Source organism: Salinispora mooreana (assembly GCF_000379065.1).
In the GTDB taxonomy this organism is placed as follows: domain Bacteria; phylum Actinomycetota; class Actinomycetes; order Mycobacteriales; family Micromonosporaceae; genus Micromonospora; species Micromonospora mooreana.
Genome location: NZ_KB900614.1, coordinates 964,101 through 990,634, shown reverse-complemented (window position 1 = coordinate 990,634; position 26,534 = coordinate 964,101). Strand labels below are relative to the sequence as shown.

26 protein-coding genes and 2 tRNA genes are annotated in these 26,534 nt (G+C 70.4%); 18 read left to right on the top strand and 10 right to left on the bottom strand.

The window, feature by feature from the left end:
* Nucleotides 1–40: 40 nt before the first annotated feature.
* The 7 genes from SALPAC6_RS0104685 (at nucleotide 41) to SALPAC6_RS0104650 (ending at nucleotide 6,812) form a co-directional block, all read left to right on the top strand.
* Entirely contained in the window at nucleotides 41–1,054 is a 1,014-nt protein-coding gene (locus SALPAC6_RS0104685) for a YlbL family protein (protein WP_026189327.1), read from the top strand.
* A gap of 109 nt (nucleotides 1,055–1,163) precedes the next feature.
* Complete coding sequence (locus tag SALPAC6_RS0104680; protein ID WP_080636141.1) at nucleotides 1,164–4,154, top strand: UPF0182 family membrane protein; 2,991 nt, start codon at nucleotides 1,164–1,166, stop codon at nucleotides 4,152–4,154.
* Between the two features lie 114 nt (nucleotides 4,155–4,268).
* Nucleotides 4,269–4,342, top strand: a tRNA-Met gene (locus SALPAC6_RS0104675).
* Nucleotides 4,343–4,526: 184 nt separating this feature from the next.
* Nucleotides 4,527–4,600: transfer RNA gene (locus SALPAC6_RS0104665), tRNA-Met, on the top strand.
* 76 nt (nucleotides 4,601–4,676) lie between these two features.
* Complete coding sequence (locus SALPAC6_RS0104660; protein WP_018252280.1) at nucleotides 4,677–4,919, top strand: hypothetical protein; 243 nt, start codon at nucleotides 4,677–4,679, stop codon at nucleotides 4,917–4,919.
* Nucleotides 4,920–5,017: 98 nt separating this feature from the next.
* The gene (locus SALPAC6_RS0104655; RefSeq protein ID WP_018252279.1) at nucleotides 5,018–5,851 is read left to right on the top strand and encodes a phosphoribosylaminoimidazolesuccinocarboxamide synthase; all 834 of its coding nucleotides are present in this window, start codon (nucleotides 5,018–5,020) and stop codon (nucleotides 5,849–5,851) included.
* 22 nt (nucleotides 5,852–5,873) lie between these two features.
* The gene (locus SALPAC6_RS0104650) at nucleotides 5,874–6,812 is read left to right on the top strand and encodes a ribose-phosphate diphosphokinase (RefSeq protein ID WP_018252278.1); all 939 of its coding nucleotides are present in this window, start codon (nucleotides 5,874–5,876) and stop codon (nucleotides 6,810–6,812) included.
* 16 nt (nucleotides 6,813–6,828) lie between these two features.
* Here the strand turns inward: SALPAC6_RS0104650 and SALPAC6_RS0104645 are convergent, their stop codons facing one another.
* Both SALPAC6_RS0104645 and SALPAC6_RS0104640 read right to left on the bottom strand, forming a co-directional pair.
* Nucleotides 6,829–7,284 carry an ATP-binding protein gene (locus tag SALPAC6_RS0104645; RefSeq protein ID WP_018252277.1) on the bottom strand — a complete coding sequence of 152 codons (456 nt, stop codon included), beginning with the start codon at nucleotides 7,282–7,284 and terminating at the stop codon, nucleotides 6,829–6,831.
* Nucleotides 7,285–7,376: 92 nt separating this feature from the next.
* The gene (locus SALPAC6_RS0104640) at nucleotides 7,377–7,949 is read right to left on the bottom strand and encodes a DUF5709 domain-containing protein (RefSeq protein ID WP_018252276.1); all 573 of its coding nucleotides are present in this window, start codon (nucleotides 7,947–7,949) and stop codon (nucleotides 7,377–7,379) included.
* A gap of 161 nt (nucleotides 7,950–8,110) precedes the next feature.
* Between SALPAC6_RS0104640 and SALPAC6_RS0104635 the strand changes: the two genes are divergently transcribed.
* The gene (locus SALPAC6_RS0104635; protein WP_018252275.1) at nucleotides 8,111–9,313 is read left to right on the top strand and encodes a glycosyltransferase; all 1,203 of its coding nucleotides are present in this window, start codon (nucleotides 8,111–8,113) and stop codon (nucleotides 9,311–9,313) included.
* Here the strand turns inward: SALPAC6_RS0104635 and SALPAC6_RS0104630 are convergent.
* From SALPAC6_RS0104630 to aroA, 4 genes are all read right to left on the bottom strand, one after another.
* Nucleotides 9,268–10,191: a hypothetical protein gene (locus tag SALPAC6_RS0104630; RefSeq protein ID WP_018252274.1), complete on the bottom strand. Its 924-nt coding sequence runs from the start codon at nucleotides 10,189–10,191 to the stop codon at nucleotides 9,268–9,270. The genes SALPAC6_RS0104635 and SALPAC6_RS0104630 overlap by 46 nt on opposite strands.
* Nucleotides 10,192–10,265: 74 nt before the next feature.
* On the bottom strand, nucleotides 10,266–11,069 hold the full coding sequence (gene hisN, locus SALPAC6_RS0104625; RefSeq protein ID WP_026189325.1) for a histidinol-phosphatase: 804 nt from the start codon (nucleotides 11,067–11,069) through the stop codon (nucleotides 10,266–10,268).
* A 25-nt stretch (nucleotides 11,070–11,094) separates the two neighbouring features.
* Nucleotides 11,095–12,219 carry a ribosome small subunit-dependent GTPase A gene (gene rsgA, locus SALPAC6_RS0104620; protein WP_033667095.1) on the bottom strand — a complete coding sequence of 375 codons (1,125 nt, stop codon included), beginning with the start codon at nucleotides 12,217–12,219 and terminating at the stop codon, nucleotides 11,095–11,097.
* Nucleotides 12,189–13,490, bottom strand: a complete 1,302-nt coding sequence (gene aroA / locus SALPAC6_RS0104615) for a 3-phosphoshikimate 1-carboxyvinyltransferase (RefSeq protein ID WP_018252271.1) — start codon at nucleotides 13,488–13,490, stop codon at nucleotides 12,189–12,191. The genes rsgA and aroA overlap by 31 nt, the downstream gene beginning before the upstream one ends.
* A 105-nt stretch (nucleotides 13,491–13,595) precedes the next feature.
* On the opposite strand from aroA, the gene SALPAC6_RS0104610 reads away from it, so the two are divergent.
* The 5 genes from SALPAC6_RS0104610 to rsrA all read left to right on the top strand — a co-directional run bounded on the left by SALPAC6_RS0104610 (nucleotide 13,596) and on the right by rsrA (nucleotide 16,918).
* Nucleotides 13,596–14,315 (top strand): SOS response-associated peptidase, encoded by a 720-nt coding sequence (locus tag SALPAC6_RS0104610; RefSeq protein WP_033667096.1) that lies wholly within the window; start codon nucleotides 13,596–13,598, stop codon nucleotides 14,313–14,315.
* Between the two features lie 191 nt (nucleotides 14,316–14,506).
* On the top strand, nucleotides 14,507–14,896 hold the full coding sequence (locus SALPAC6_RS0104605; RefSeq protein WP_026189323.1) for a WhiB family transcriptional regulator: 390 nt from the start codon (nucleotides 14,507–14,509) through the stop codon (nucleotides 14,894–14,896).
* A 53-nt stretch (nucleotides 14,897–14,949) separates the two neighbouring features.
* Nucleotides 14,950–15,618 carry an alpha/beta hydrolase family protein gene (locus SALPAC6_RS0104600; protein ID WP_018252268.1) on the top strand — a complete coding sequence of 223 codons (669 nt, stop codon included), beginning with the start codon at nucleotides 14,950–14,952 and terminating at the stop codon, nucleotides 15,616–15,618.
* A 207-nt stretch (nucleotides 15,619–15,825) separates the two neighbouring features.
* Nucleotides 15,826–16,629, top strand: coding sequence for a sigma-70 family RNA polymerase sigma factor (locus SALPAC6_RS0104595; RefSeq protein ID WP_018252267.1), 804 nt, complete (start codon nucleotides 15,826–15,828; stop codon nucleotides 16,627–16,629).
* Between the two features lies 1 nt (nucleotide 16,630).
* Nucleotides 16,631–16,918 carry a mycothiol system anti-sigma-R factor gene (rsrA, locus tag SALPAC6_RS0104590; RefSeq protein ID WP_025616801.1) on the top strand — a complete coding sequence of 96 codons (288 nt, stop codon included), beginning with the start codon at nucleotides 16,631–16,633 and terminating at the stop codon, nucleotides 16,916–16,918.
* A gap of 94 nt (nucleotides 16,919–17,012) precedes the next feature.
* Here the strand turns inward: rsrA and SALPAC6_RS31140 are convergent, their stop codons facing one another.
* A complete protein-coding gene (locus SALPAC6_RS31140) occupies nucleotides 17,013–17,087 on the bottom strand; it encodes a 50S ribosomal protein bL37 (RefSeq protein WP_372492465.1) in 75 nt (24 codons plus the stop codon).
* 248 nt (nucleotides 17,088–17,335) lie between these two features.
* Here SALPAC6_RS31140 and SALPAC6_RS0104580 point away from each other — a divergent pair, with 248 nt between their 5' ends.
* Together SALPAC6_RS0104580 and SALPAC6_RS0104575 are read left to right on the top strand one after the other, a co-directional pair.
* The gene (locus tag SALPAC6_RS0104580; RefSeq protein WP_018252264.1) at nucleotides 17,336–17,551 is read left to right on the top strand and encodes a biotin/lipoyl-binding carrier protein; all 216 of its coding nucleotides are present in this window, start codon (nucleotides 17,336–17,338) and stop codon (nucleotides 17,549–17,551) included.
* Nucleotides 17,548–18,051 carry a GNAT family N-acetyltransferase gene (locus SALPAC6_RS0104575; protein ID WP_018252263.1) on the top strand — a complete coding sequence of 168 codons (504 nt, stop codon included), beginning with the start codon at nucleotides 17,548–17,550 and terminating at the stop codon, nucleotides 18,049–18,051. The genes SALPAC6_RS0104580 and SALPAC6_RS0104575 overlap by 4 nt, the downstream gene beginning before the upstream one ends.
* A 13-nt stretch (nucleotides 18,052–18,064) precedes the next feature.
* Here the strand turns inward: SALPAC6_RS0104575 and SALPAC6_RS0104570 are convergent, their stop codons facing one another.
* Nucleotides 18,065–18,655, bottom strand: coding sequence for a TetR/AcrR family transcriptional regulator (locus tag SALPAC6_RS0104570; RefSeq protein ID WP_026189322.1), 591 nt, complete (start codon nucleotides 18,653–18,655; stop codon nucleotides 18,065–18,067).
* A 100-nt stretch (nucleotides 18,656–18,755) separates the two neighbouring features.
* Between SALPAC6_RS0104570 and SALPAC6_RS0104565 the strand changes: the two genes are divergently transcribed.
* Nucleotides 18,756–20,324 carry an MDR family MFS transporter gene (locus SALPAC6_RS0104565; protein ID WP_018252261.1) on the top strand — a complete coding sequence of 523 codons (1,569 nt, stop codon included), beginning with the start codon at nucleotides 18,756–18,758 and terminating at the stop codon, nucleotides 20,322–20,324.
* A 21-nt stretch (nucleotides 20,325–20,345) separates the two neighbouring features.
* Here the strand turns inward: SALPAC6_RS0104565 and SALPAC6_RS0104560 are convergent, their stop codons facing one another.
* On the bottom strand, nucleotides 20,346–22,160 hold the full coding sequence (locus SALPAC6_RS0104560; protein WP_018252260.1) for a tetratricopeptide repeat protein: 1,815 nt from the start codon (nucleotides 22,158–22,160) through the stop codon (nucleotides 20,346–20,348).
* Between the two features lie 186 nt (nucleotides 22,161–22,346).
* On the opposite strand from SALPAC6_RS0104560, the gene SALPAC6_RS0104555 reads away from it, so the two are divergent.
* A complete protein-coding gene (locus tag SALPAC6_RS0104555; RefSeq protein ID WP_018252259.1) occupies nucleotides 22,347–23,378 on the top strand; it encodes an SIS domain-containing protein in 1,032 nt (343 codons plus the stop codon).
* 25 nt (nucleotides 23,379–23,403) lie between these two features.
* Complete coding sequence (locus SALPAC6_RS0104550; protein WP_018252258.1) at nucleotides 23,404–24,930, top strand: sensor histidine kinase; 1,527 nt, start codon at nucleotides 23,404–23,406, stop codon at nucleotides 24,928–24,930.
* 88 nt (nucleotides 24,931–25,018) lie between these two features.
* On the opposite strand, the gene SALPAC6_RS0104545 is transcribed toward SALPAC6_RS0104550, so the two are convergent.
* Nucleotides 25,019–26,467, bottom strand: coding sequence for a glycosyltransferase family 39 protein (locus SALPAC6_RS0104545; RefSeq protein ID WP_018252257.1), 1,449 nt, complete (start codon nucleotides 26,465–26,467; stop codon nucleotides 25,019–25,021).
* Nucleotides 26,468–26,534 lie beyond the last annotated feature (67 nt).

Here is a 26,534-nt window from a genome sequence, read left to right as displayed (position 1 = left end):
TCCGCGGGGGCCAGCGCACCCGGTCGGTACGCTCTGCCGCATGAGACGTCGCGGCATGACCGTCCTGCTCGGTGCCATCTTTGTTGCCCTGCTTGGCATCGGCGTGCTCGCGGCGCCCATCCCATACGTGGTGCTGGGTCCCGGCCCCACCGTCAACACGCTGGGCACCGAGGACGGCACGGAGGTCATCCAGGTCGAGGACCGGGAGACCTTCACCTCGGCGGGAGAGTTGCGGTTGACCACGGTGGGGGTGCAGCCCTCGGTCAAGCTGCGTGGGGCTATCCAGGGCTGGTTCTCCGACGACGAGGCGGTGGTGCCGCGGGAACTGGTGTACCCGCCGGGGGAGAGCCGGGAGGAGGTCGAGGAACGCAACGCGGAGGACTTCGAGGCCTCCCAGTCCAGCGCGGAGACGGTCGCCCTGCGTGAGCTCGGATTCCCGGTGACGGTGCAGGTCAAGACGGTGGCCGAGGACGGGCCCTCGGCCGGTCTGCTCCGTCCCGGCGACGTGGTGACCTCCGTCAACGGAGAGCCGGTCCCGGTGGCCATCCGGCTTACCGAGTTGATCCAGGCCGAGCCGGTCGGCACCGTCTTGGAGATCGGTTACACCCGCGACGGGACCCCGGGGACGGCGCGGATCACGACTCAGGATCGGGACGGCAAGCCCCGGATCGGGATCGGAATCGAGCAGCAGCAACCGCACCCGTTCACGCTGACGATCGACCTGGCGGACATCGGTGGTCCGAGCGCCGGGCTCATGTTCGCCCTCGGCATCATCGACAAGCTGATCCCGGAGGATCTGACCGGTGGGCAGGTCATCGCGGGCACCGGCACGATCGATGACGCGGGCCGGGTCGGCCCGATCGGCGGTATCCCGCAGAAGCTGGTCGGCGCCAAGGAGGCCGGCGCCACCGCCTTCCTGGTCCCGGCGGAGAACTGCGCTGAGGCGGCCCGCAACCCCCAGCCCGACCTTCCGCTGCTCAGGGTGGCGACGTTGGACGATGCGTTGACCGCCCTCGAGGAGCTCCGAGCGGGGGGCGAACCGACCCGCTGCTGAGCCAACCGCCGGCACTCGGCGTGACCGCGGACGACAGGTTTGAGAAGACCCCGTACTCTGGTGGCCTGGTCGGTGCCGATCAATCGAACATGCGGAGCCAACAGTGGTCATGCGTAGCAGCGCCCCGATGCCGAGGATGAGCCGACGCGGACGCGTCACGATTGGTGTCCTGGTCGGGGTGTTCGTGCTCTTCACCCTGCTCGGTTGGGGGGTGCAGGCGTGGACCGACTGGCTCTGGTTTGGCGAGGTCAACTACACCGCGGTCTTCAGCGGGGTGCTCGTCACCCGGCTGCTGCTCTTCGTCGCGGTCGGCCTGGCCATGGCGGCCATCGTCGGTGGCAACCTCTGGCTGGCGCATCGACTGCGGCCTCGGCTGCGACCGCAGTCGCCGGAGCAGGCCACCCTGGAGCGATACCGGATGCTGCTCAGCCCTCGGCTCGGCATCTGGTTCACGATGGCCGCCGTCGTGGTCGGCCTCTTCGCGGGGCTGTCGGCGCAGAGCAGGTGGGGCGAGTGGCTGCTGTTCCGCAACGGTGGGGACTTCGGGGTCAAGGACCCGGAGTTCGGGGTGGACATCGGCTTCTACGTCTTCGACCTGCCGTTCTGGCGCTACCTGCTCGGGGTCGCCTTCACCGCCGTGGTGTTGGCGCTGCTCGGGGCGCTCGCTGTGCACTATGTCTTCGGCGGGATCCGGCTCCAGGGCGTGGGCGACCGGATGAGCACCGCGGCGCGGGCCCACCTGAGCACGTTGATCGCGCTCTTTGTGTTGCTCAAAGCCGTCGCGTACGTGCTCGACCGGCGGACGATGCTGCTGGAGTACAACGAGGGCGCCAACGTCTACGGTGCCGGCTACGCCGACGTCAACGCGTTGCTGCCAGCGAAGGAGATCCTCGCCTACATCTCGGTCGTCGTGGCGATCGCGGTCCTCGTCTTCGCCAACGCCTGGATGCGGAACCTGGTCTGGCCGGGCATCTCGCTGGCCCTGCTTGGGGTCTCCGCGGTCGCCATCGGCGGCATCTACCCGTGGGCTGTGCAGACCTTCGAGGTGAAGCCAAGTGCCCGAGACAAGGAGGCGCGGTACATCGAGCGCAGCATCGAGGCGACTCGGGCGGCCTTCAGTCTGGGCGAGGCCGACACCACGCGGTACGCGGCGAGTAACCTGCAACCACCGGCGAGCCTCGCCACCGACACCGCGGTGGTGCCGAACGCCCGACTGCTGGATCCGCAGCTGGTCAGCGAGACGTACACCCAGCTTCAGCAGGTCCGCGGCTTCTACGACTTCGGCCCCAAGCTCGACATCGACCGCTACACCGTCGATGGGGAGACCCAGGACTACGTGGTCGGGGTCCGTGAAATCAACTATGGCGAGCTGACCCCGCAGCAGAGCAACTGGATCAACCGGCACACCGTCTACACCCATGGTTATGGCTTGGTCGCGGCCCCGGCGAACCGGGTGGTCTGTGGTGGCCAGCCGTTCTTCGTCTCCGGCTTCCTCGGGGAGCGGTCGCAGGAGGGGTGTGCCGCGCAGGTCGACCAGATCCCGGCCAGCCAGCCGCGGATCTACTACGGCGAGCGGATGGAGGCCGGCGACTACGCCATCGTCGGTAAGGCGACCTCGGAGGCCAGCCCCGCCGAGTTCGATCGGCCGGTCGGCGAGGACGGATCCGAGTCCTACTACACCTACACCGGCTCCGGCGGTGTCGACGTCGGCTCGTTCGGTCGCCGGCTGCTCTACGCGATCAAGGAGCAGGAGTCGAACTTCCTGCTCTCCGAGGCGGTCAACGAGAACTCCAAGCTGCTCTACGTCCGTAACCCGAGGGAGCGGGTGGAGAAGGTCGCCCCGTTCCTCACCGTGGACGGCGACCCGTACCCAGCGGTGATCGATGGCCGGGTGACGTGGATCATCGACGGCTACACCACCGCCGCGACCTACCCCTACGCCGAGCGGATCAACCTCCAGACCGAGACCACCGACGAACTCACCAACCGGGGCACCTTCCAGCAGGCCCGGGAAAACATCAACTACATCCGGAACTCGGTCAAGGCGACGGTTGACGCGTACGACGGCACGGTCACCCTCTACGAGTTCGACGACGGTGACCCGGTACTTCGGGCGTGGAACAAGGCATTCGGCGGCGACCTGATCAAGCCGAAGGCGGAGATCCCGGCCGAGTTGAGCGCCCACTTCCGTTACCCGGCTGACCTGTTCAAGGTGCAGCGGAACGTGTACACCCGGTTCCACGTGACCAACCCCGGTGACTTCTACTCCGGGCAGGACTTCTGGCAGGTGCCGAACGTGCCGGACGCGCCGGACAGCGGCCAGAAGCAGCCCCCGTACTACCTCTTCACCCAGATGCCCGGGCAGGACGAGCCCCGGTTCCAGCTCACCTCAGCGGTGACGCCGAACCGGCGGCAGAACCTCGCGGCACTGATGTCTGGCTCGTACGTGGACGGCAAGCCGCGGCTAGAGGTGTACGAACTGCCGGAAGACACTCGGATCTCCGGTCCGGTGCAGGTGCACCAGCAGATGACCAACAACGCCCAGATTCGGCAGCAGCTGAACCTGCTCTCGTCGAACCAGGCTCAGGTCCAGTACGGCAACCTGCTCTCCCTGCCGTTCGGCAACGGCATGCTCTACGTCGAGCCGGTCTATGTGAAGAGCAACCAACAGCAGGCCTATCCCCTGTTGCAGAAGGTGCTCCTCTCCTACGGCGACGGTGGATCGTTCGTCGTCCTGGCCGACAACCTCTCCGACGGCATCAAACAGCTCGTCGAGCAGGGTGAACAGGCCGGCGCGCCCGCGCCTCCGCCCTCCGACGACGAGACACCCCCGACCCCGACCCCGACCCCGACCCCGACTCCGACGACTCCGAGCGCCACCCCACCCCCGTTCACGGGCGACGTGGCTGAGGCGGCCCAGCAGGTTCAGGCGGCGATCGTGGAGCTCCGGGCCGCGCAGGAGTCCGGCGACTTCGAGCGCTACGGCCGGGCGCTACAGGCGTTGGATGAGGCGATCGGGGCCTTCGATCAGGCAGCGGGGTCGCCCCCCGCTGCCACGCCGACCACGGCGCCGACGGGTTCACCGACGCCCGGCGGCTGACCCCAGCACGTACGATCAACGACGCCCCCGGGAGTCCCGGGGGCGTCGTTGTGTCTGCCGGGCAGAGGCCGTTTTGCGTTGGCCCGGGGTGGTGCGCTAACGTTTACGAGCCGACGCGGGGTGGAGCAGCTCGGTAGCTCGCTGGGCTCATAACCCAGAGGTCGCAGGTTCAAATCCTGTCCCCGCTACTCATACGAAAGCCCCGGAGGGTTTCTCCGGGGCTTTCGCGTGTTGGCGGACCGTCCGGTGGGACTGTCCCGATGAGTTCGTTCGGCGGATCGACGGTGTTGTCGGGTGTGGTGCAGGACGAGCACCGAGCACCGGGGGTGCGGATCATGGCCGGGATCTGATGGGGTACAGTAGTGAAGCCGACGCGGGGTGGAGCAGCTCGGTAGCTCGCTGGGCTCATAACCCAGAGGTCGCAGGTTCAAATCCTGTCCCCGCTACTCATACGAAGGCCCTGGAGGTTTCCTCCAGGGCCTTCGTCGTGCCCGGCTTGCGCGGCTCGGCCAGGATGGGGTCATGTCTGCATTCGCGAAGTGGTGGGGCCGGCTCAGCGCGGTCCTCGGTGCGGTCGTACTGGCGGTCTTTGTCCCGGTGGCGGCCTGGGCAGCCAGCGGCCCGGGTGAGCTGGCGATCGAGGCCGCCCGGCGCCGTCGCGGGGGCTTCGGCTTCCTCGGGCTCTTGTGTTGCCTGGTCGTGGTCGTCGTGATCGTGTTGCTCGTCCTGCGGGTCCTCCGTGGTCGGCGCGGTCCCCGGCGCTGAGTCGACCAGCGGCGGCCCGGCGCGCCTTCTGCGTCGGGTCTTGTGGGCCGCGCTCTGCCGCCGCGGGTCGATCTGGGCCGCGTGATGTACTAGCTCACGTGGAACTTCTGCACTCGGGCAAGGTTCGGGATGTCTACGCTGATGGCGACGACCTGATCCTGGTCGCCTCGGACCGCGTCTCTGTCTACGACGTCGTGCTGCCGACGCCGATCCCGGAGAAGGGCAAACTTCTCACGGCGCTCTCTCTGTGGTGGTTCGACCAGCTCGCCGAGCTGGTGCCGAACCACGTGCTCTCGGCGACCGACGTGCCGCCGGAGTTCGCCGGCCGGGCGATTCGGTGCCGGCGACTGGAGATGGTTCCGGTGGAGTGCGTCGCCCGGGGCTATCTGGTCGGTGGCGGCTTCGCCGAGTACCAGCGCACCGGAACGGTCTCCGGGATCGAACTGCCGCGCGGATTGGTCGAGGCGGCCGTCCTGCCGGAGCCGATCTTTACCCCCTCCACCAAGGCGCCGGTCGGAGAGCACGACCAGCCGATGACCCTCGCTGAGGTGGTGGAGAAGGTCGGCGCGGAGACCGCCGAGCGGCTGCGTCAGGTCACGCTCGACGTCTACCGACGGGGAGCCGAGCTCGCCGCCGACCGGGGAATTCTGATCGCCGACACCAAGATCGAGTTGGGTTGGGCTGCCGATGGCACGCTGACGATCGGCGACGAGCTGCTGACCTCGGATTCGTCCCGGTTCTGGCCGGCCGAGTCGTACCAGCCGGGACGTGCCCAGTTCTCGTACGACAAGCAGTACGTGCGGGATTGGGCCACCAGGAGCGGGTGGGACAAGCAGAGCCCGGCGCCGGAGGTGCCGGGCGAGGTCGTCGACGCCACCCGTGCCCGCTACGTTGACGTCTACGAGAAACTCACCGGCGAGCGCTGGGGCTGATCAGGTCGTAGAATCGGTAGCTGTGCGCCAGCTCGCCGTTTTCAGTGGAAGCGCCCATCCTGAGCTCGGTGCGGAGATCTGCACCCACCTGGGAGTGCCCCTGTCCCCGACTCGGGTGTCCCGGTTCGCCAACGACTGCCTGGAAGTGCAGTTACAGGGCAACTGCCGGGAACGGGACGTCTTCCTGATCCAGCCACTGGTCCCGCCGGTGCAGGAGCACCTCGTCGAGCTGCTGTTCATGGTCAACGCGGCCCGGGGAGCCTCGGCCGGTCGGATCAGCGTGGTGCTACCGCACTACGCGTACGCCCGCTCCGACAAGAAGGACGCGCCGCGTATCTCGATCGGTGGCCGGTTGGTCGCGGACCTGCTCACCGCGGCCGGCGCTGATCGGGTACTCACGATGACCCTGCACTCGCCGCAGGTCTACGGCTTCTTCGGCATCCCGGTCGACCACCTGCACGCGCTACGCGAACTGACCGCCCACTTCCAGGCGCTCGACCTGAGTAACACCGTGGTGGTCTCGCCAGATCTGGGCTATGTCAAAGAGGCTGCGGTCTTTGCCCGGCAGCTCGGGACGCCGGTCGCCGCCGGTGCCAAGCAGCGCTTCGGGGGCGACCGGGTGGAGATCAGCACGATCATCGGCGAGGTGCGGGGCCGGGACGTGATTGTGGTGGATGACGAGATTGTCAAGGGCAGCACGGTGGTCGAACTGATGGGGCACCTGCGTGAGTTGGAGGTCCGCTCGATCCGGCTGGCCTGCACCCACGGCCTCCTCGTCAACGGAGCCGTGCAGCGGTTGAGCGAGCAGGACGAGGTACGGGAGATCGTCTGCACCAACACGGTTCCCATCCCCACCGAGAAGCGGGTCCCCAAGCTGACCGTGCTGTCGGTGGCCCCTGCGTTGGCCGAAGCGATTCGCCGGATTCACAACGGCGAGTCGGTGAGCGCGCTCTTCGGTTGAACCACTCTGCCCCCGGCTACTCCGGAGTGGAGTGTGGGATCGGCAGCAGGGTGGTGATGCGGACGACCGTGCCGGCTCGGTCGGACGCCACGTCCATGGTGTCGCTCAGCTCGCGAGCCAGCCAGAGCCCCCAGCCACCGACCGATTCCGGGGCCGGGCGGCGGTGGTCTCCGCGCAGTCGGCTGCTGAATCCATCCCCATGATCGGAGACCTCGCAGACCAGGCTTCCGGCCTGCCGCCACATCCGTAGCGACCCGCGGCCGCCGCCGTGGCGAACCGCGTTCGTGGTCAGCTCGTTGACCGCCAGCACAAAGTCGTTGAGCCGCTGGCCCCGCAGCCCCGCCGTGTGCGCGCACGCGGCGGCCGAGTGGCGTAGCTGGGTCACCTGTCTCTGCTCGAAGGCGGTGGCGATCAACAGGAAGGGTTCCGGGGGCGCAGCCATGCGCGGCAGGTCCGGGTCTGCGTTCGTCATGGCCCTTCTCGGCAGGGATCACGGTGTGGAATAGCGGCATTTTCACCGTACGCCAGGGCCGCCACCCATATCGATGGTCGACCGCCGAGGGGTTAGACCGCCGGCGGCGGGCGGGTCTCGTGGACCGCCAGTTCCTCAGCGCTCGCACCGCCGCCGGCCGAACCCGCGTCGTACGCGACCGCGTCGGTCTCCTGGTCGGGATGGACGCCCTCGTCCGGCTCAACCAGCCGACCCACCTGGGCGTCGGCCCCGCTGCCAAGCAGGCCGTGGTCGTAGAGGGAGACCGGGGAGTTCGGATCGGAGGACGGTCCCGGTTCGAACACGTCGGCGTCGAGCTGGGCCTGGGCGGCCTGCTCGGGGCTGTTCGCCTCGGCGGCGATGTCCGGGTCCACCGGGCCGGCCAACGGATCATCCGCCGGCCGCTCGTACCGTTCCCGGCCGAGTTTGGCATCCAGCGACTCGCCGTCGAGCTGTTCGTCGGCAGTGGTGCCGAACCGGTCGACCGCGACCGGCATCCGGTCCCCGGGCAGCTGCGCCGGGTCCGGGCCGTCTGCCTCCCGCCCAGTCCGGACATTGTCGTTCGCGGTCGAGTCGTCGTCGGCGGTGTCGGGCAGGCCCACCGCCTCCGGGTCAGACACCGGGGTCGGGTACTCGTCGTCGCGCATGCCGATGCTCTACCCGCTGCCCCACGTCCCGTAACCGGCGCTTCGGCAGCCGCCGCCAGCCTGCTGCCGCCGATCTGCCAGGTTTCGACTCCCCGACCCCGGGTTAATGGGAACCTCTGACCGGGAGGACTCCGCCACTGTGACGATGCCTGGAGGTGACCATGCGCGTCGGTCTCGTCTGCGCGCACGCTGACCCGTCCCGGCGTGCCGGCGGCCCGTCTGTCGGAACCCACCAGCACATCGCCCGGATCGCCGCTGAACTCGCCGGGCGGGGCCACGACGTCCGGCTCTACGAGCGCCACGATGCCCCGGACCAGGCGGCGACGGCGACGGCGGACGGCTACCAGGTCGAGCGGGTCCCGGTCGGTCCCGCCGCGGCACTGCCCACCGGCGAGTTGGTGGGCTACGTCGCCGAGTACGGCCGTTGGCTGACCGGCCGGTGGGCGGACGACTGGGCACCGGAGATGGTGCATGGGCACTACTGGCTCGGTGGGCTCGCCGCCGCGCACGCCGTCCGCGAGACCGACATCCCGATCGTGCAGACGTTCCACTCGCTCGGGTTGGAACAACTACGTCGCCTCGGCGCGCGCTACAGCGCGCCGCCGGAGCGAATTCCGCTGGAGCGGGCACTCGTTCGCGTGGTGGACATCGCGGTGGCGCAGTCCAACGACGAGGTGGACGAGCTGGCCCGGTTGGGTCTGCCACGTGCCTCGGTGGCGCTGGTCCCACCAGGGGTGGACGCGGAGCTGTTCCACCCCGACGGGGAGGCGGTGCCGCGCGAGGCGCGACCGCGGATCCTCTCCGTGACCACCCTTGACCCGGGCCACGGTCAGGAAGATCTGATCCGGGTGATTCGGATGGCTGGCGATGCGGAACTGGTGATCGTCGGCGGCCCGCCGGGCGAGCGGCTCGCCGGGCACGACGAGGCGCGCCGGCTCCAGGAACTGGCCGAACGCAACGGGGTGGCCGATCAGGTGACTCTGGTGGGGGCGGTGCCGCACGAGCAGCTGGCCACCTGGTACCGCTCAGCGGACGTGGTGGCATGCACGTCGGGCTATGCCTCGGCCGGCCGGGTGTCGTTGGAGGCGATGGCCTGCGGTGTGCCGGTCGTTGGGTACGCGATGGGTGGGATCGCCGACGCGGTCGTGGACGAGGTCACCGGACGGCTGGTGCCGCCGGGCGACGTACGCGCCCTGGGGGTGACGTTGCGTCGGTTGATGACCGACGGCGCCGAGCGGTTCGCCTACGGGCACGCCGCCGTGGACCGGGTGCGATGCAGCTACACGTGGGAGCGGACCGGCGCTGCGCTGGAACGGCTCTACGAGCGGGTGGCCCGCTGCCGCACCCCGATTGAGGCCGCCTGAGCGCTTACCCGCCCTGGCAGCGCTGAGCTGGACCGACCAACGCTGACCACCACTTGTTCCCGCCAACCGGTCCCGGCGTGCTGGTGCTGCGGCTCCGCGTACCGGGTCAGCCCGAGCACGGCGGCGAGGGTGACCAGGAAGCCGGCCGTGGCCAGCCACTCCCGTCCCGGCCAGATCTGGTCGCCGAGCAGCAGCAGTCCGATGATGGCTGCCGGCACCGCCCCGGCCGCGTCCATCGCGGCTACGGCGGCCGTGGTCGACCCGCGTTGCATCGCCAAGCCGAGAAGGAGCTGGCCGATGACCGAGTGGGCCACCAACAGGTAGAGCAGCGGGTCGCCGAGGAACTCCTCAGCCGAGTCGGTTGAGGCCAGTGGCCGGGCCGCCACCGCCGCGGCGGAGAAGGCCAGGCCGGCGAGGGAGCCGAGCGCCACCGATCCGGGCGCGCCGTGCAGCCGTACCGCGAAGAAGCCCAGTACGGCGATTGCGCCGAAGGCCGCCGCCAGGGTGACCAGGCCGGCGGTGCCGAGCTGCCGCGAGGGCGCCGGTCGGGCCGAGAGCACCAGCCCGGTGATCCCGACGACGAGCAGCACCAGCAGAACGACCTCCGCCCTGGGCAGTCGCCACCTCAGTAGGAGCACCCCGAGGAAGGCGGTCACGCCGAGCCCCGCCGCCATGCTGGCCTGCACCAGGAAGAGCGGAAGGTCCCGGCGGGCCAGGAAGGCCAGCACGAAACCGCCCACCTGGCAGCCCAGACCGAGCAGGTAGGTGCGGTGTCCGGCCAGTCGCAGCAGCAACCCCGGATCGAACGAGTGATGCACGGTGGTGCGGGCCGCCGCGACCGACTGGAGCAGGTTGGCGAACCCGTAGGCGATGATCATTGCCGCGAGGAAGCACCAACCGGAGGAAACCACAGCGCGAGGATAGAGTGTGGCCGACATCAGCGCGCAGGCGCTCAACCCAGGCGGGCGAGGACGCCGCTGTGCAGCGGACCGTTCGTGGCGATCGCGCTGATCCCGCCGGAGCCGATCTCCCCCGGGGCAGCCTGGCCCGCCAGGTCGGTGAAGGTGCCGCCCGCCTCGGTCACGATCGGCACCAGCGCGGCGATGTCCCACAGCGACAGCTCCGGCTCCACCATGATGTCCAGCGCGCCCTCGGCCAGCAGCATGTAACCGTAGAAGTCGCCGTACGCCCGACTGCGCCACGCGTCTCGCATGATCTGTAGGACCGCCGGCAGCCGGCCGCGCTCCTCCCAGCCGTGGAGCGAGGAGTAGCAGAAACTGGCGTCGGTCAGCTTGGCCACGGCCGACACCTGGATCGGCGCACCGGACGCCTGGTCCGGCCCCGCGTACGCCCCCTCGCCGAGCGCCCCCCACCAGCGTCGTCCCAGGGCCGGTGCGGAGACCAGTCCGGCGACCGGTTGGTCCCCTTCGAGTAGGGCGATGAGCGTGGCCCACACCGGTACGCCGCGAATGAAGTTCTTTGTCCCGTCGATCGGGTCGACTACCCACCGCCGCCCGCCTGGGCCGGCGGCGGGCTGCTCGCCGTACTCTTCGCCGAGTAGGCCGTCGTCGGGGCGTTCGGCGGCGAGCAGAGCCCGAATCTCCTGCTCGACCGCGGTGTCGGCGTCGGAGACCGGGGTGAGATCCGGCTTCGTGTCCACCCGAAGGTCCACGGCGCGAAACCGTGCGGCGGAGACCTCGTCGGCGGCGTCCGCGAGGCGGTGGGCGAGGGTGATGTCGGCGGCGTAACCCTTCATCCAGGGAACAGTAGTGCCGTTCTGCTCAGCTTCCCGCCGGCGGGTCACTCGGGTCTCGGGAACTGGGCTTGGTGCGCGGCTCGCTCTCGCCGGTGCGCGAGGTGAGGAGCCGCCGGTACGAGGCCAGCCGGCGCGGGTCGGCGTGGCCGGCGGCGACCCGGGCGCCCAGCCCGCAGAGCGGCTCACCGGCGGTGTGTGGGCAGTTCGCCGGGCAGTCGGCCGCCCCCTCGGCGAGGTCGGGGAAGCCGTGCAGGAGGCTCTGGGCGGAGACGTGGGCCAGCCCGAAGCTGCGGATTCCCGGCGTGTCGATGATCCAGCCCTCGGCGGCGTCGGCGACCGGTGGCAGCCGTAGCGCCACCACACTGGTTGACGTGTGCCGGCCCCGACCGATCGCGCTGACCTGGCCAACTGCCCGGGTGGCTGCGGGGACCAGGCGGTTGACCAGTGTCGACTTACCGACCCCGGAGTGCCCCACCAGCACCGAGATCCGTCCGGCGAGGAGACCGCGTAGCGGGTCCAGGGTCGAGCCTGGACAGATCAGAACATGGGGCAGCTCCAGTTCGGCGTAGTACCCGAGCACCTCCTCCGGCCCGGCGAGGTCGGCCTTGGTGAGGCAGAGCAGCGGCTCGATGTCGGCGTCGTACGCGGCTACCAGGCAACGGTCGATGAAACCGGTCCGGGGCGGTGGATCGGCCAGTGCGCTGACGATCACGAGCTGGTCGGCGTTGGCGACGACGACCCGTTCCAGCCGCCCTTCGGGGGTGGTCGCGTCATCCTCGGCGGTGCGTCTCAGAACCGAGCTGCGGTCGGCGATGCGCACGATCCGGGCCAGCGCCCCGGGCCTACCGGACGTGTCGCCGACCAGCCCAACCCGGTCGCCCACCACGACGGACTTGCGGCCCAACTCCCGGGCCCGCATCGCGGTCACCGGTGCCTGATTCGCGTCGGCGTCCTCCCGTACGCAGGTGTAGCGCCCGCGGTCCACGGCGATGACGAATCCCTCGACCGCGTCCGCGTGGCGCGGACGCGTTCGGGTACGTGGGCGTGAGGATCTGCCGGGCCGAATCCGGACGTCGTCCTCGTCGTACTCCCGCCGCCTCGTCGCCAGGACAGCTCCCCTCAGCTCTTGCCGGTTACCATCGCTGACCATAGCGCCGGGAATTCCGGCATCGTCTTCGAGGTGCAGGCAACGTCGCTCAGCTCGATGCCGGGCACCGCCAGCCCGGCGATCGCGGCGGCGTGCGCCATTCGATGGTCGTGGTAGGTCTCGAACACTCCGCCGCGAAGTGGCCGGGGTCGGATTTCCAGCCCGTCCTGAGATTCGGTGAGGTCGGCGCCGAGAGCGGTGAACTCGCGGGCGAGCGCCGAGATCCGATCGGTCTCGTGCCCCCGGATGTGGGCGATACCGGTAAACCGGGAGGGGGAGTCGGCGAGCATCGCCAGCGCGGTCAACGCCGGGGTCAGCTCACTCACGTCGGAGAGGTCGGCGGTCAGGCCGTGTACGGTGCCGGTGCCCCGCACGGTCAGCCCGGAGGTGGAGAGGGATACTTCGCCCCCCATCGCCTGGAACAGCCCGCGGAGCCGCTCGACTGGTTGGACGCTGCCGCCCGGCCAGCCGGTCACGGTTACCTCTCCGCCGGTGACCAGCGCGGCGGCGAAGAAGGGAACCGCGCCGGAGAGGTCTGGCTCGATCTCCCAGCCACGACCGGTCAGTGGGCCCGGCTCGACCGCCCAGACATCGGGGGTGGTGTCGTCGACGGCGGCACCGGCGGCCCGCAGCATCTCCACCGTCATCCGCAGGTGGGGCGCGGAGGGCACCGGCGGGCCGACGTGTCGAACGACCACCCCTCGGTCGAAGCGGGGAGCGGCTAGTAGTAGCCCGGAGACGAGTTGACTGGAGGCGCTGGCGTCGATCACGACCTCGCCGCCGCGAATGCTTCCGCCACCGAGCACGGTCAGCGGCAGGCTCCCGACGGCCGGCGAGGTGATCCGGACACCGAGGCGGCGAAGGGCGGCCAGGAGCGGCCCCAGCGGACGCTGGCGGGCCTGCGGGTCGCCGTCGAAGGTGATTCGACCGTCCGCGAGGCCGCTGACCGGGGGTAGGAAGCGCATCACCGTGCCGGCGAGGCCGACATCGATGTGTGCCGGTCCGGCCAGCGGGTGCGGTCGGACCAGCCAGCGCTCGTCATCGCTGATCGAGACGTGCGCACCCATCGCCCGCAGCCCGCTGGCCATCAACTCGGTGTCCCGGGCTCGTAGCGGCCGGGCGAGCGTCGATGGGCCGGTAGCCAGGCCGCTGAGCACCAGGGCGCGCGCGGTGAGTGACTTGGAACCGGGCAGGCGCAGCCTCGTCGAGACCGGATCCGAGGCGGTCGGCGCGGTCCATGGTCGCAGCGGCCGGGTAGCGGTCAGATGTCCCACGGTTACATTCTGCCGCCTTCACCAGCGGTCATTGTCGGCTACCCCCGGTTGTCGGCCCGGCCGGCGGGACCGCGGGCGACCGGTTGGGGCGCTAGCGTGTCCGGTGTGTGCGGGAGATACGCGACGACCCGGTCCGCGGGGGACCTGAGCACGATATTCGAGTCGTTCGACGAAACGGGTGGTCGGCTCAGCGCAGCCTACAACGTCGCCCCCACCGATCCGGTGCCGTTGGTTCAGGCCACCACGGCGGGCCAGCGGGTGCTGTCGCTGGGGCGCTGGGGCTTCGTCCCGGCTTGGTCGCGCTCCCTGGCCGGCGCTGCTCGCATGATTAACGCTCGGGCCGAGACGGTGGCCACGAGCCGGGCGTACGCCCGTGCCTTTGCCCGCCACCGGTGTCTGCTGCCGGCGGACGGTTGGTACGAGTGGGTCCGTCATCCGGGTGGCAAGCAGGCGTGTTACCTGACTCCCCAGGACGGCTCGCCGGTCGTCTTCGCCGGTATCTGGTCGGTGTGGAAGGGGCCGGGCGGCCCGTTGCTCACCTGCGGCATCGTGACCACCCCCGCCCGTGGTGACCTGGCCGACGTGCACGACCGGATGCCGCTGTTGGTGCCCCGTGAGCGGTGGGGGGCCTGGCTGGGTCCCACGGACCGACCGACGGACCTGCTCGCCCCGCCGTCGCTGGAGTGGCTGGCTGGGCTGGAGATTCGTCCGGTTGGGCCGGCGGTTGGCAATGTCCGTAACGACGGTCCGAGCCTCGTCGAACGGGTCACCGCGTCGGTGCCGCCCCGACGTGGCAGCGGGCTCGGGGAGGAGACTCTTTTCTGACGTATCCGCGACTTAAGGCCAGGTTATTTGTCGGTTTTAAGAGCAAAACATTCCTGGTTAATTCAACTTTTTTCCGCTACCCCTTGTATCGACTTCGAAAAGTGCGATACACCAGAGCGCCGGTAGTGGGCATCGATTCGCATGCGGCGAGTCGTGCCCTAGATTTCCGGTCCCACGGGGGAGGTGGGTGGATGACCAGGGCACGCATGCCCCGTCCACACGAGGTTGCTGCGGCACGACATGACACGCGCCTGTTGCGGGCTCTGCATGAGCGTCAGCGAGACGATGCATGGCGTACCAGAGGCGTCTGCCAAAGCGTTGACCCGGAAACCTTCTTTCCGGCGCCCAACGAGCCGGCGGACGCCGCTGTGGCGCTCTGTCACACCTGTGACGTGCAGGGGGCCTGTCTCGCCTGGGCGTTGGAGGTCGGCGACTGCTATGGCGTCTGGGGTGGCACCACCCCGCGCGAGCGTCGGGCCATGCTGGTCGCCTGGCGCGGCGAGGTTCAGCCAGCCCTGACCGACGCTGCCCAGCCGCTGGTCCGGGGCCGGCGGCTGGCCCCGGTGCCACTCGGCCGGTGAGCGTCGGCGTGGCCGCGTGACCGGAGCATCGGCGTGACGGTCAGAATGGTGGCGTGACGCCGACCGAGGAGATCATTACTCCGCACGGGCCGGCCGGGGTGGAGCTCGACCGCCCTGTCGGTCCGCCGGCCGCTCTGTTGGTGCTCGGTCACGGAGCGGGCGGCGGGGTGGACGCGCCGGACCTGCTCGCGCTCCGGGACGCCGCACTGGCCGCTGGCCTGGTCGTTGCCCGGGTGACTCAGCCCTACCGGCTCGCGGGCCGGCGCGCGCCCGCACCCGCGCGGCAGCTCGACGTGGCCTGGACGGTGGTGTTGTCCGTGCTTCGGGCGCGGTGTCCCGGAGTTCCGCTGGTGGTGGGCGGCCGCTCCAGTGGTGCCCGGGTGGCCTGCCGTACCGCCGACGCGGTGGGGGCAGCGGGTGTGGTGGCCCTGGCGTTTCCGCTGCACCCACCGGGCCGACCGGAGCGGTCTCGCGCCGCCGAGCTGCCGGTCAGCGTGCCAACGTTGGTGGTGAACGGCGACCGGGACCCGTTCGGGACGCCGGTGGCCGCGGTGCCGACGGTTAGCGTCATCACCCGGCCGGGGGAGCGGCATGAGCTGCGCAAGGATCCGCTGGGCACGGCGGCGGTCGTCCTCGACTGGCTGCGTGCCGGTGGCTGGACCGGCCCTCCGGACCGGTCCAGCCGTGGGGTCACGCCGTCCGACTGCGCCGATGAGGCGTGACCGTGGTGGGCGACTCTCGTTGCTTTGGATGGTGCCGCCCGCCCCAGCCCGGCGGCGGCACCGGTCCTCCCGGGCCCTTCCTGGTCCCAGCTCCGGTCCCCGCCGAGGTCGGGCCGGGACCAGGAAAGGGGGCCGATGGCCGGAATTCCCGCCCCGCCGACCCGCGTTACATCCGGCGGACGACTTTTCCGACGAGGGGGGTGGCCGGTGCCGGTCGAGACGCAGGCCCGGGAGTTGGACGATCGGGAGACGTGGCCGCGACACCGCGTGCTGGCGGGGCCGAGCTGGCCAACGGCGGCGTCGGCGGCCCGGGTTTCGGTCGGGCTGGGCGGAAGTGAATCTGTCGGTGAGCGGTTGCACGTATCCTCGGCGAGGAAACATCCGACCCGAGGGGATGCGCGGTTGACCACCGAGAAGACGGACGAGCGCCGGGCCCGCTTCGAGCGGGACGCCATGCCCTTTGTTGACCAGCTCTACGCTGCTGGCTTACGGATGACCCGCAACCCGGCAGATGCCGAGGACCTGGTCCAGGAGACGTACCTGAAGGCGTACGCAGCCTTTCACCAGTTCGAGCAGGGCACCAACCTGAAGGCCTGGCTGTACCGAATCCTGACCAATACCTACATCAACTCCTACCGGCGGCGGCAGCGGCAGCCGATTCAGGCGCCGACCGACGAGATCACCGACTGGCAGCTCGCCGAGGCCGAGTCGCACACCTCCAGCGGGCTGCGCTCCGCTGAGACGGAGGCGCTGGACCGGTTGCCGGACAGCGACATCAAGCAGGCCCTGCAACAGCTACCCGAGGAGTTCCGGCTGGCTGTCTACCTCACCGATGTCGAGGGCTTCTCCTACAAGGAGGTTGCCGAGATCATGGGTACGCCGATTGGCACCGTGATGTCACGCCTGCACCGCGGTCGTCGTAACCTGCGCAAGCTGCTGGAGCAGTACGCGGCCGACCGGGGCTTCAGCTCTGCGTCGTCGGCCAAGGGCTCGACCGGCCGGGGGGTCTGACGTGAGTTGTGGAGAGCCGCACGAGACGGACTGCCGCGAGGTGTTGGCGGAGGTCTACCTGTACCTGGACCTGGAGTGCGCAGAGGAGCGGCGGAAGCTGATCCGGCACCACCTCGACGAGTGTGGTCCGTGCCTGCGTGAATACGGCATCGAGCAGGAGGTCCAGGCGCTCGTGGCCCGCTGCTGCGGTAATGAGACCGCTCCTGACCAGCTTCGCGAGCGGCTCCGCAGCAAGCTCGCCGAACTCGTGGTCTTCGGCAGCAGCGAGTCGCGTGAGTTGGCTGACTGACCTGGGGCTACACCGTGGTGGCCCGGACCGAGCTCGGTCCGGGCCACTGTCGTTCCCGCTGGCCGAGCCGGCTGGGCTTGGTCGCGGCGGTGGTTCAGGAGTTGGGGCGCTTGCCGTGGTTGGCCGCGCCCTTCTTGCGAGCCTTCTTCTTCCGGGCCCTCTTGGCCATGGTGACCTCCTTGTTGGTGGACGCCGCGGCGGCGCGACCACTGCGGCGTGAAACCGGACGCGTCCGACCCTAGTGCTGTTGTCGCTGGCTGGCGGGCCCGGCCCGGGGCGTCGCCCGGCGCGGGGGCCCGTGCCGTTTCTCGAAGCGTGCTCGGGCGGTACTGGCGCGTCTTGGCGTGGCCGCCCCGCTCCGGCCCGGCTCATGATTGGATACGTCGGCAGGACAGTCGCGAGAGAAAGGCTGGGGAGATGGCCGAGGAGATCCGCGCCGAGATGGTGGCGAACGTCTGGAAGGTCGTCGCGTCGGCCGGGGACACCGTGTCCGAGGGGGACACGCTGGTGATCCTGGAGTCGATGAAGATGGAGATCCCGGTCGTCAGCGAGTCCGACGGCGTCGTACATGAGCTGGCGGTCAACGAGGGGGACGTGGTGCAGGACGGCGACCTGATCGCGGTGATCGGTTGAGTGTCCTGGTCCGACCCGTCACGCCGGCTGACCACTCCGCGGTCGCCCGGCTGACGGTCGCCGCCTACGAGGCGGACGGGCAGCTCAAGGGAGAGCATGGGTACGCGGCGGTGCTCGCCGACGTCCCGGCTCGGGTGGAGCACGGTGAGGTGCTGGTCGCCGTGGACGCCGGCACCGACGCTGTGCTGGGTTCGGTCCTCTTCGTCCTGCCCGGTACCCAATACGCCGAGCTCTCCGGAGCCGGCGAGGCGGAGTTCCGGATGCTCGCCGTGGACCCGGCAGTGCAGGGGCGGGGAGTTGGCGCGGCTCTGGTGGAGGCGTGCGTGGCGCGGGCGACCGAGTTGGGCTGCTCCGCCCTGGTGATCTGCATGCGAGATGGCCTCGCCGCCTCGGCGCAGCGGCTCTATCAGCGGCGGGGGTTCACTCGGGCACCGGAGCTGGACTGGTCGCCGATGGCCGGCGTGCTCCTGCGCGGACTGCGGCTTTCGCTTCCGGCCTGAGCCGGCGGTTGGGTCAGCGGGGGTCGTCGGTCGGGGGTGGGCCGATGGCGGCGATGAGCTCGTCGGCCACCTTCAGGGCAACCTCCCGGCGTTCCTGGTCGGTCAGGCCGGGCGCGCGTACCCCAAGCCAACTGCTGTGTACGGAGAAGAGCGCGAGGGCGGCCCGGAGTTGGGCCTCGGGGGAGGAGTCGTCGCCGCAGAGCAGGTTGGCTAGCTGGAACATCCGCTCCCGCATCCGCTGTCCGGCGGCGAGACTCCGTAACGCTGTCTGGTTCTGCTCGAAGAAGCGCATCACCGACGGGTATTGCCCGGCGCACATGGTGTCCGCGTACCGACCGATGATGCCCCGTCGGGTGGTCAGTGTGGCGGGTTGGACCTCGGCCCAGGCGACGAGGTCGTCCAGTTGATCGAGGCGGTCCTCGACGAAGCTGTTGACGATTTCGTCCTTGCTCTTGAAGTGGTAGTAGAGCGCCGCCTTCGTCACGTTGAGCCGTTCGGCGATCTCCCGGAGCGAGGTCTTCTCGTAGCCCTGCTCGGTGAAGAGCTCCAGGGCGACGGTCTTGATCCGTTCCCGTGTGCTGCCGGTGCTCTCCCGCACTCTCATCACCTACCCCGCTTGACTGTCGTCGGCACCCCAACTTACCGTACGGCTAGTAAGCTGGCTAGCCGGTCGGCAAGTAAGCAAACCCCGAGGGGAATGACGTATGACCCAGGCAGCCCCGGCTCCGACGCGACCGAATATCCGGATCGTGCTCTTCGGCCTGATGATCGCCATGATGCTGGCGATGTTGGACAATATGATCGTCAGCACCGCCCTGCCGCGGATTGTGGGTGAGTTCGGCGGTCTGGACCACTTCACCTGGGTTGTTACCGCCTATGTTCTCGGGACCACCGTCTCCACTCCGATCTGGGGCAAGCTCGGTGACCTCTTCGGCCGGAAGCCGATCTTCCTGACCTCGGTGGTGATCTTTCTTGTCGGGTCCGCGCTCTGCGGCATGGCCGGCTCCGACCTGCTCGGCGGGCCGGATGACGGGATGGTGGAACTGATCGCCTTCCGCGCGGTGCAGGGCCTCGGTGCGGGCGGCCTGATGGTCGGCGTGTTGGCGATCATCGGCGATCTGGTGCCGCCCCGCGAGCGGGGTCGCTACCAGGGGACGATCGCCGGGATCATGGCGGTCGCCCTGGTGACTGGCCCGCTGGTCGGCGGCTTCATCACCGATCATCTCTCCTGGCGCTGGGCCTTCTATGTCAACCTGCCCCTCGGCGGGGTCGCCCTGGTGCTGCTCGTCGCCACCCTGCGTCTGCCCCGGCATCGCACCGAGCACCGGATTGACTGGCTCGGTGCCGCACTGCTCGCGGTCGGCATCACCGCGATCGTGCTGATCACCACGTGGGGTGGTAACGAGTACGCCTGGCGTTCTCCGCAGATCGTTGGCCTGATCGTCCTCGCGGTGACCTCGCTCGTCGTCTTCGCGGTCGTCGAGCGGCGGGCGGTGGAGCCGATCCTGCCGCTTTCACTCTTCGCCAACCGCAACTTCGCGCTGATCTCGGTGATCGGTTTCCTGCTCGGCTTCGCGATGTACGGGGCGATGAGCTTTCTGCCGCTCTACCAGCAGACCGTGCAGGGCGCCTCAGCCACCGAATCCGGGTTGCTCCTGCTGCCGTTGATGTTCGGCATGCTGGTGGTCTCGTTGGTGGTGGGGCGGATGATCACCAGAACCGGCCGGTACCGGGTCTTCCCGATCATCGGCGGTGTGGTGATGAGTGTGGGCATGGTCCTGCTGACACGGCTCGACGCGCAGACCGAGGTGGCGGAGTCCTCGCTCTACCTACTCGTGCTCGGTGTCGGTATGGGCTTCCTGATGCAGACGACGATGCTGATCGCGCAGAACAGTGTTGATCAGCGCGATCTGGGCGCGGCCAGCGGCGCGGCGACCTTCTTCCGCTCGATCGGCGGCTCGTTCGGCATCTCGCTCTTCGGGGCCGTCTTCGCCAGCCGGCTGGCCAGCTCCCCCGGCGGCGGGATGTTCGGCGGCGGTGAGGCCGGGGCGGCGATGGACCTCGCGAAGCTTCGGGAGCTCCCGGAGGCGGTCCGGGAGCTGGTTTTCGGTGGCCTCGCCGACGCGATCTCACACGTGTTTCAGTGGGCCCTGCTGTTCACCCTCGTGGTGCCGGTGCTCGCCTGGCTCATCAGGGAGATTCCGCTGCGTACCGAGAACATCCCGGTGCCGCCCGGCGAGGCGAAGCCCCAACTCCCGGGCGCCCGCCGCTGACCCCGAGTCGGCTCGGCGAGATCAGTGGCGGCGGAGGAGTGTCGTGATGCGTCGCCAGAGGCGGCGAAGCGGGCCGGGCGGCATTGGCGCCGACGGCCGGCCACCGGCCACCGTCTGGGCCAGCGTTCGGGATTCCGGGGCCAGGTCCGGGGTGGCCAGTGCCAGAAGCGCCAGGGACCGGGCGATCGGGACCGGGCGGGTTCGCGCCACCTCGACCGCATCGGTGAGTCGTTCGGCGACGACCGCGGCGACCTCGGGGCGGACCGCTGGGTCGACCCAGGCGACGGTGACCAGGGCGAAGAGCGCGGCCTCGGTAGCCCAGTCCTCGACGCCCCAGGTCAGGTCTAGCAGCACGGCCCGGCGGGTGGAGGTCGGCCATGGCTCGTCGGTGCGGTGGTGCAGCAGCCCGAGGCAGGCCCACACCTGGACGCTGCGGATCCAGAGGGACGGGTCCTGATCGTCGAGGACCCGACCCAGCACGGTCGGTGGGGTCGCCGGCGGATGGGCCAGCAGACCGAGGAGGTCGGTCAGGTCCAGGGTGGCCAGGGCCACCGCGGCGTCGTACGCCGCCGGCGGATGGGGCCACGCCGGATGCACGAACTGCCGGAGGTGGTCCGCCGCCAGTGGCGAGGGGGCTTCGACGGCGGGTGTGCCGTCGTGCCGCCACAGGTGCCAGTCCACCGCGCGTCGGGGTTCCCGCGGGTCCGGGCCTGGCCCCTGTGCCAGCCGAACCCGGAGCCCGGGCGCGGCTCGGGTGAGGGTGTGCAGGGCGCTCGGCGGCACCGGCGACCCGAACCGGATGCTGGCTCCCAGCCGACCGCCGGCATGGTTGGCCCGGAGTGCGTCCACGGCGGGGCCGGCGGCCGGAGTGATCTGCCCGAGCCAGGGCTGGCCGGCGCAGGACTCAGCGAGGTCGGTGTGCTCGTGGGAGTCCTCGGGGTGCTCCCGGACGAAGTCCGCCAGTGCGATGAGGTGCCCGACATCGCCGTCGCGCTGAAAGCGCAGCCGATGGGCGGTGTGCACGGCACAGTCAAACGTCGGGTCCCGGGCGAGCGCCCGGTTGATCCAGTCGAGCGCCTCGTCCAGCCGTCCGTGGTCGGCGAGAGTGCCCGCGATGTCGGCGTAGACGGCGAGGTCGTCCGGGTCGTGCGCAACGGCACGTTCCAGCGCTGCGAGGGCGTCTCGGATTCGCCCCGCGCTTCGATAGGCGTACCCGAGCCAGACCTCACCGATCTTGGATGGCTCGGCACGTAACCCCTGGGACGCCCACCGGACGGCGAGTGCTACCTCGCCGAGCCGCCGGGCCAGTGCGGAGGCGGCGCCGAACAGCAGCGCGTGTCCGTGGTACGTGGCCACCGCGTTGCGGGCCAGCGTGAGGTATGGAGTGAGGGCGGCCCGGCCGGCTCGGGGAACCGGATCGGCGGTCGCGGCGCAGACCTGCATGAGAATCTGGGCGATCCGCTCCGGCCCGAGGCGTTCGGCCAGGTCGGGCGCGGTCACCCAGGGCACCTCCGCCCACGGCTCGGTAGGCGCGTGGCCCGTGGCCGCAACGAGCAGGTCCAACCCCTCGGCGGGCCGGCCGGCAGCGGCGAGTAGGTGGGCCCGGGCGACCACGGTTCCGACGAAGACGTTCTGGTGCAGGGGAAAGAGGTTGAGCCCGTCGCCGTCGACGGCAGCGAGCCGGGAGAGTAGTTCGTGGGCCTCGGGAAGAGTCGGTGCCTGTGCCAGCGCCCCCGCGATGTGGGCGGCAGCGTGCGCCAGGTCGCCCTCGGTGAGTGCTAGTCGGGCCAGGGTCAGTTCCTCCGCCGCCGGCAGGTCTCGCTTGTCCGGGGACACGTTCTTCTCCCGCCGTGCTGGTTTGCGCTCCGGTCGGTCAGCGTAGGTGATAGTGAGGATCTTTAGCGATGATCGCGCACTGCTGCTTGTTATGTTGCGCTTGGGCGCTGAAAAGTGCAAGACTGAACACAAACGCGCGGAAATCGCGCACCGGGAGGAGTTTCTGTGACGCGTCCAGGGGCCGGCATGGCCGCCGACATTGACGAGCAGCCGGCGACATACACCCGCCTGCTCTCCGCCGAGCATGCCGAGCCGATCGCTCGGGTCGCCGCCGCCATCGCCGAGCACCGACCGCGGCACGTGGTGTTCACCGCCCGCGGCACCTCAGACCATGCCGCGCTCTACGGCACCTACCTGACCGAGATCCGGTTGGGTCTGCCCGCCGGGCTCGCCTCGCCCAGCTCCGTCACCGCGTACGGCGCCCGCCCGGACCTCTCCGCCGCGCTCGTGGTCGGGGTGAGCCAGAGCGGCGGCTCCCCGGACCTCACCGAGGTGCTGCGGGCCGCCCGGAACTCCGGCGCGCTCACCCTCGCGGTCACCAACACGCCGGACTCGCCGCTCGCCGAGGCGGCGGAGCTGAGCGTGGACATCGCCGCCGGGCATGAACGGGCAGTGGCCGCCACCAAGACATACTCGGCTGAGCTGCTCGCCCTGCTCATGTTGGTGGAGGGCATCCGGGCCGGTGACGGCGTGCTGCCGGCCGCCGAGCGGAGAGCCCTCGACACGCTGCCTGAGCTCGCCGCACGTACCCTCGCCGACCCGACGCCCGCCCAGCTCGCCCCCCGGTACCGGTTCGCCGCGCAGCTCGTCACGACCGGCCGGGGGTACGCGTACCCGACCGCGCGGGAGGCCGCGCTGAAGCTGATGGAAACCTCGTACCTGCCGACGCTCGCCTTTTCCGGTGCCGATCTGCTGCATGGTCCGCTCGCCATGACCGATCCGGACGTGCCGGTGCTCGCGGTGGTCGGCTCCGGCCCAGGCGGCCAGGCAATGGGGGAGGTGCTGCCCCGGCTCGGCGAGCGCCGCGCCGATGTGGTGGTGGTCGGCTCGGCGGAGGTGCCCAGCACGACGCGAATCGCCGTTCCCGAGGTGGACGAACGGTATGCGCCGCTGCTGGACATCCTGCCGCTGCAGCGCCTGGCCCTGGCGCTCGCGCTGGCCCGAGGCGAGGACCCGGACGCGCCGCGGGGCCTGAAGAAGGTCACCGCGACGATGTGAGCCCAGGCGTGGCAGGCTGGGCGGCGTGTCCACGCTGCGCGACCTCGCCGACGAGCACACCCAGCTACGTCCCGCTGACATCGATCATCTGCACCGGATCGCGGGCGACTGGCAGTTGCTCTCTGACATGTCCTTTGCCGACCTGTTGCTCTGGGTGCCGGTGGGCGAGGACGGGACGTTCCTCTGCGTGGCCCAGGTTCGACCGACCACCGCGCCCACCGCGTACCAGCATGACCAGGTGGGTCGAATCACCGGTGGGCCGGAGGTGGACCACCTGGAGGTCGCCTACCGGCGAGGCCGGATCTGGCGGGAGGGCGATCCGGTCTGGTACGGGGACGTGCCCGCGCGGCACGAGGCGATCCCGGTGCGGCTGCGGGCCGCCGACGGTGAGCTGGCCGAGGTGATCGCCGTGGTCGGCCGGGACACCAACCTCTCGACCGCCCGGACCCCCAGCCAACTGGAGCTGAACTATCTGACCACGGCGGACGACCTGGCGCAGATGCTCGCCGACGGCACCTTCCCGCCACCCCGGCACCCGGGGGAGACCACTTCGGCTCCCCGGGTCGGCGATGGGCTGGTCCGGCTGGACGCGGGCGGCAGGGTGACGTATTCGAGCCCGAACGCGCAGTCTGCGTACCGGCGGGTCGGCTACGCCTCGGACCTGGTGGGGGAGGACCTCGCGGCGCTGCACCGGCGCCTCGCCGACGATCCGCTGGAGGGGACCGACGCGGCCAATGCGGCGCTGGCCGCGCTTCGGGGCGAGGCACCGCCCCGCCGGGAGATCAACGCGCGCGGGGCGACCATGCTGACCCGGGCGCTACCGCTGATCCCCGCCGGAGTGCCGATCGGCGCGCTGGTGCTGGTCCGCGATGTCACCGAGGTCCGGCGCCGGGACCGAGCGTTGATGACCAAGGACGCCACCATTCGGGAGATCCATCACCGGGTGAAGAACAACCTCCAGACGGTCGCCGCCCTGTTGCGGCTGCAGGCCCGCCGGGTCGCCATGCCGGAGGCACGGATCGCGCTGGAGGAGTCGGTCCGCCGGGTCGCCTCGATCGCGCTGGTACACGAGACGCTCTCCATGTCCAACGACGAGGTGGTCGAGTTCGACGGGATCGTGGACCGGGTGGCGAGCGCGGCGACCGAGGTGGCGGCGACCGAGTCAACCGTCCGGATGCGCCGTCAGGGCAGCTTCGGCGTGCTCCCCGCCGAACTCGCCACCTCGCTGGTGATGGTCCTCAACGAGCTCCTGCTGAACGCCGTCGAGCACGGGTTCCCCGCCGATGACGGGGCTGGTGAACAGTCGGGAGCGGCCGACTGCTCCCCCGAGGTGGTGGTCTCGGCGCATCGCTTTCGCAAGATCCTGCATGTGTCGGTGGCCGACAACGGTGGTGGACTGCCGCCGGGCTTCGACGCCGAGCGCGGCGGCAGCCTCGGTCTGCAGATCGTCCGTGCACTGGTCACCGGGGAGCTGCGCGGCACGATCGAGCTGCGGCCGAGTGCCAGCGGCGGCACCGAGGCGCTGCTCGTCCTTCCCCTCCACCGGCTGTGACCACCCGGGGCGTGCGGCACCGGCCAACCGCGTCACGTTGGTGCTGCGGCGCCGGTCCACCGCGTGGACTCTGGCGATGCGGCACCGGCTAACGGCGTACCAGGGCGACGGTCAGTCCAGGGGGGTGCCAGACCCGCTCGACCGTCCGTCCGTCCCGCAGCGCCCTCCCCTTCGCGCCGGGTACGGCGGCCAGCGGGTCGTCGTGCCGGCCGGCCAGCATCAGCCAGACTCGGTCCGCGTCGGCCAGGCACTGGGCCGGGCGGGCACACTCGGCGGCCCAAAGGTCGCCCCGGCGGGCCGGGCTGGCGGAGAGCAGCACGTCCTGGGGTCGGTGGTCGCCCAGGTGATAGGCCAGGCCGAGGTCGAGGAAGAACCAGCCGTCCCGGGGCGAGTAGACGACCGCGTCGGTGGGGCGCTGCCCGTCCGCCACGATCTGGGCCGCCCCGGCGTAGTCGACCGGCGCCGAACGGGGCCACTCGTGGGTACGCCGCAGCGCCGTCTGGGCCGGCAGGCCGAGCGCCCCGGCCAGGGCCACGATGGTCAGCGCCGGTAGGAGCGGCACCCTGGCCAGGGCGACCCCGGCCAGCAGGCAGCCGAACGGCACCACGAAGACCAGGTATCGGGGTACCCAGAGGGGGATGACCGCACCGACGGCGAAGACCAGCAGCACCGGCAGGAGCACGGCCAGCCCGGGCAGCAGCGCCGACCGTCCCAGGGCTGCGGCGCCGAGTGCGGCGAGCCCGACCAGCAGGCCTCCGACCACCCCGCTCTGCGTCACCGCCCCGGCCAGCGCGGCGAGATCGCCGAGGCGGGCGGGGTCCACCCAGTCGAGTTGGCGGGCGTGCTGGCCGTGGGCGACCCAGAGCAGCGGGCCGACCAGCAGCACCACCGGCACGAGCGCGAGCAGCCCGGCTCCGACGATGCGTCGGTCGGGGTGCCGCCGCTGGGCGGCGAGCACCACCACCGCGTGGGCCGGGAGCAGGGTGAGGGCGACCAGGTGGGTCAGGCCCAGCGCGGCCAGCGCGGCGGCGTAGCCGGCCCAGCGGATCCAGGGTCCGAACCGCCGGCCCGCCGGCACCGGAGCTACGGCAGCGACCAGCAACAGCGTCGTCAGGACAGCGAGGGCGGTAGCCAGCGCGTACGGGCGGGCTTCCTGCCCGTACCGGGAGGTGCTGGGCAGCACCGCGAAGAGGAGGCCGGCGAGCAGCCCGGCCGCCCGACCGTACAGCCGGGCGCCGAGGAGCGCGGTCAGGGCCGCGGCGGTGGTCATGGCGAGCACGGCCGGCAGCCGCAGGGCGGCCACCGAATCCCCCGCTCCGGCCACCCAAAGGTGCATCAGCAGGTAGTACGGACCGGTTGCGGCGTCGATCGTGCCGGTGAGCCGGACCAGGTCACCGAGCGGACGGGTGGCGGCGCTCCAGGTCGCCAACTCGTCTCGCCAGAGCTGTGCCCCGGTCACGTCGGTGAGGGTGACCGCGAGCGTCAGCAGCGCCGGCGGCAGCCACACCGGCAGCTGCGGCACGGTTCGCGCGCCCATGTCGCTGAGCCTCGCACAGCCCCGGGGCCCCGGGGGCCGGACTGGAACACCGCCGACCGTGATGTGG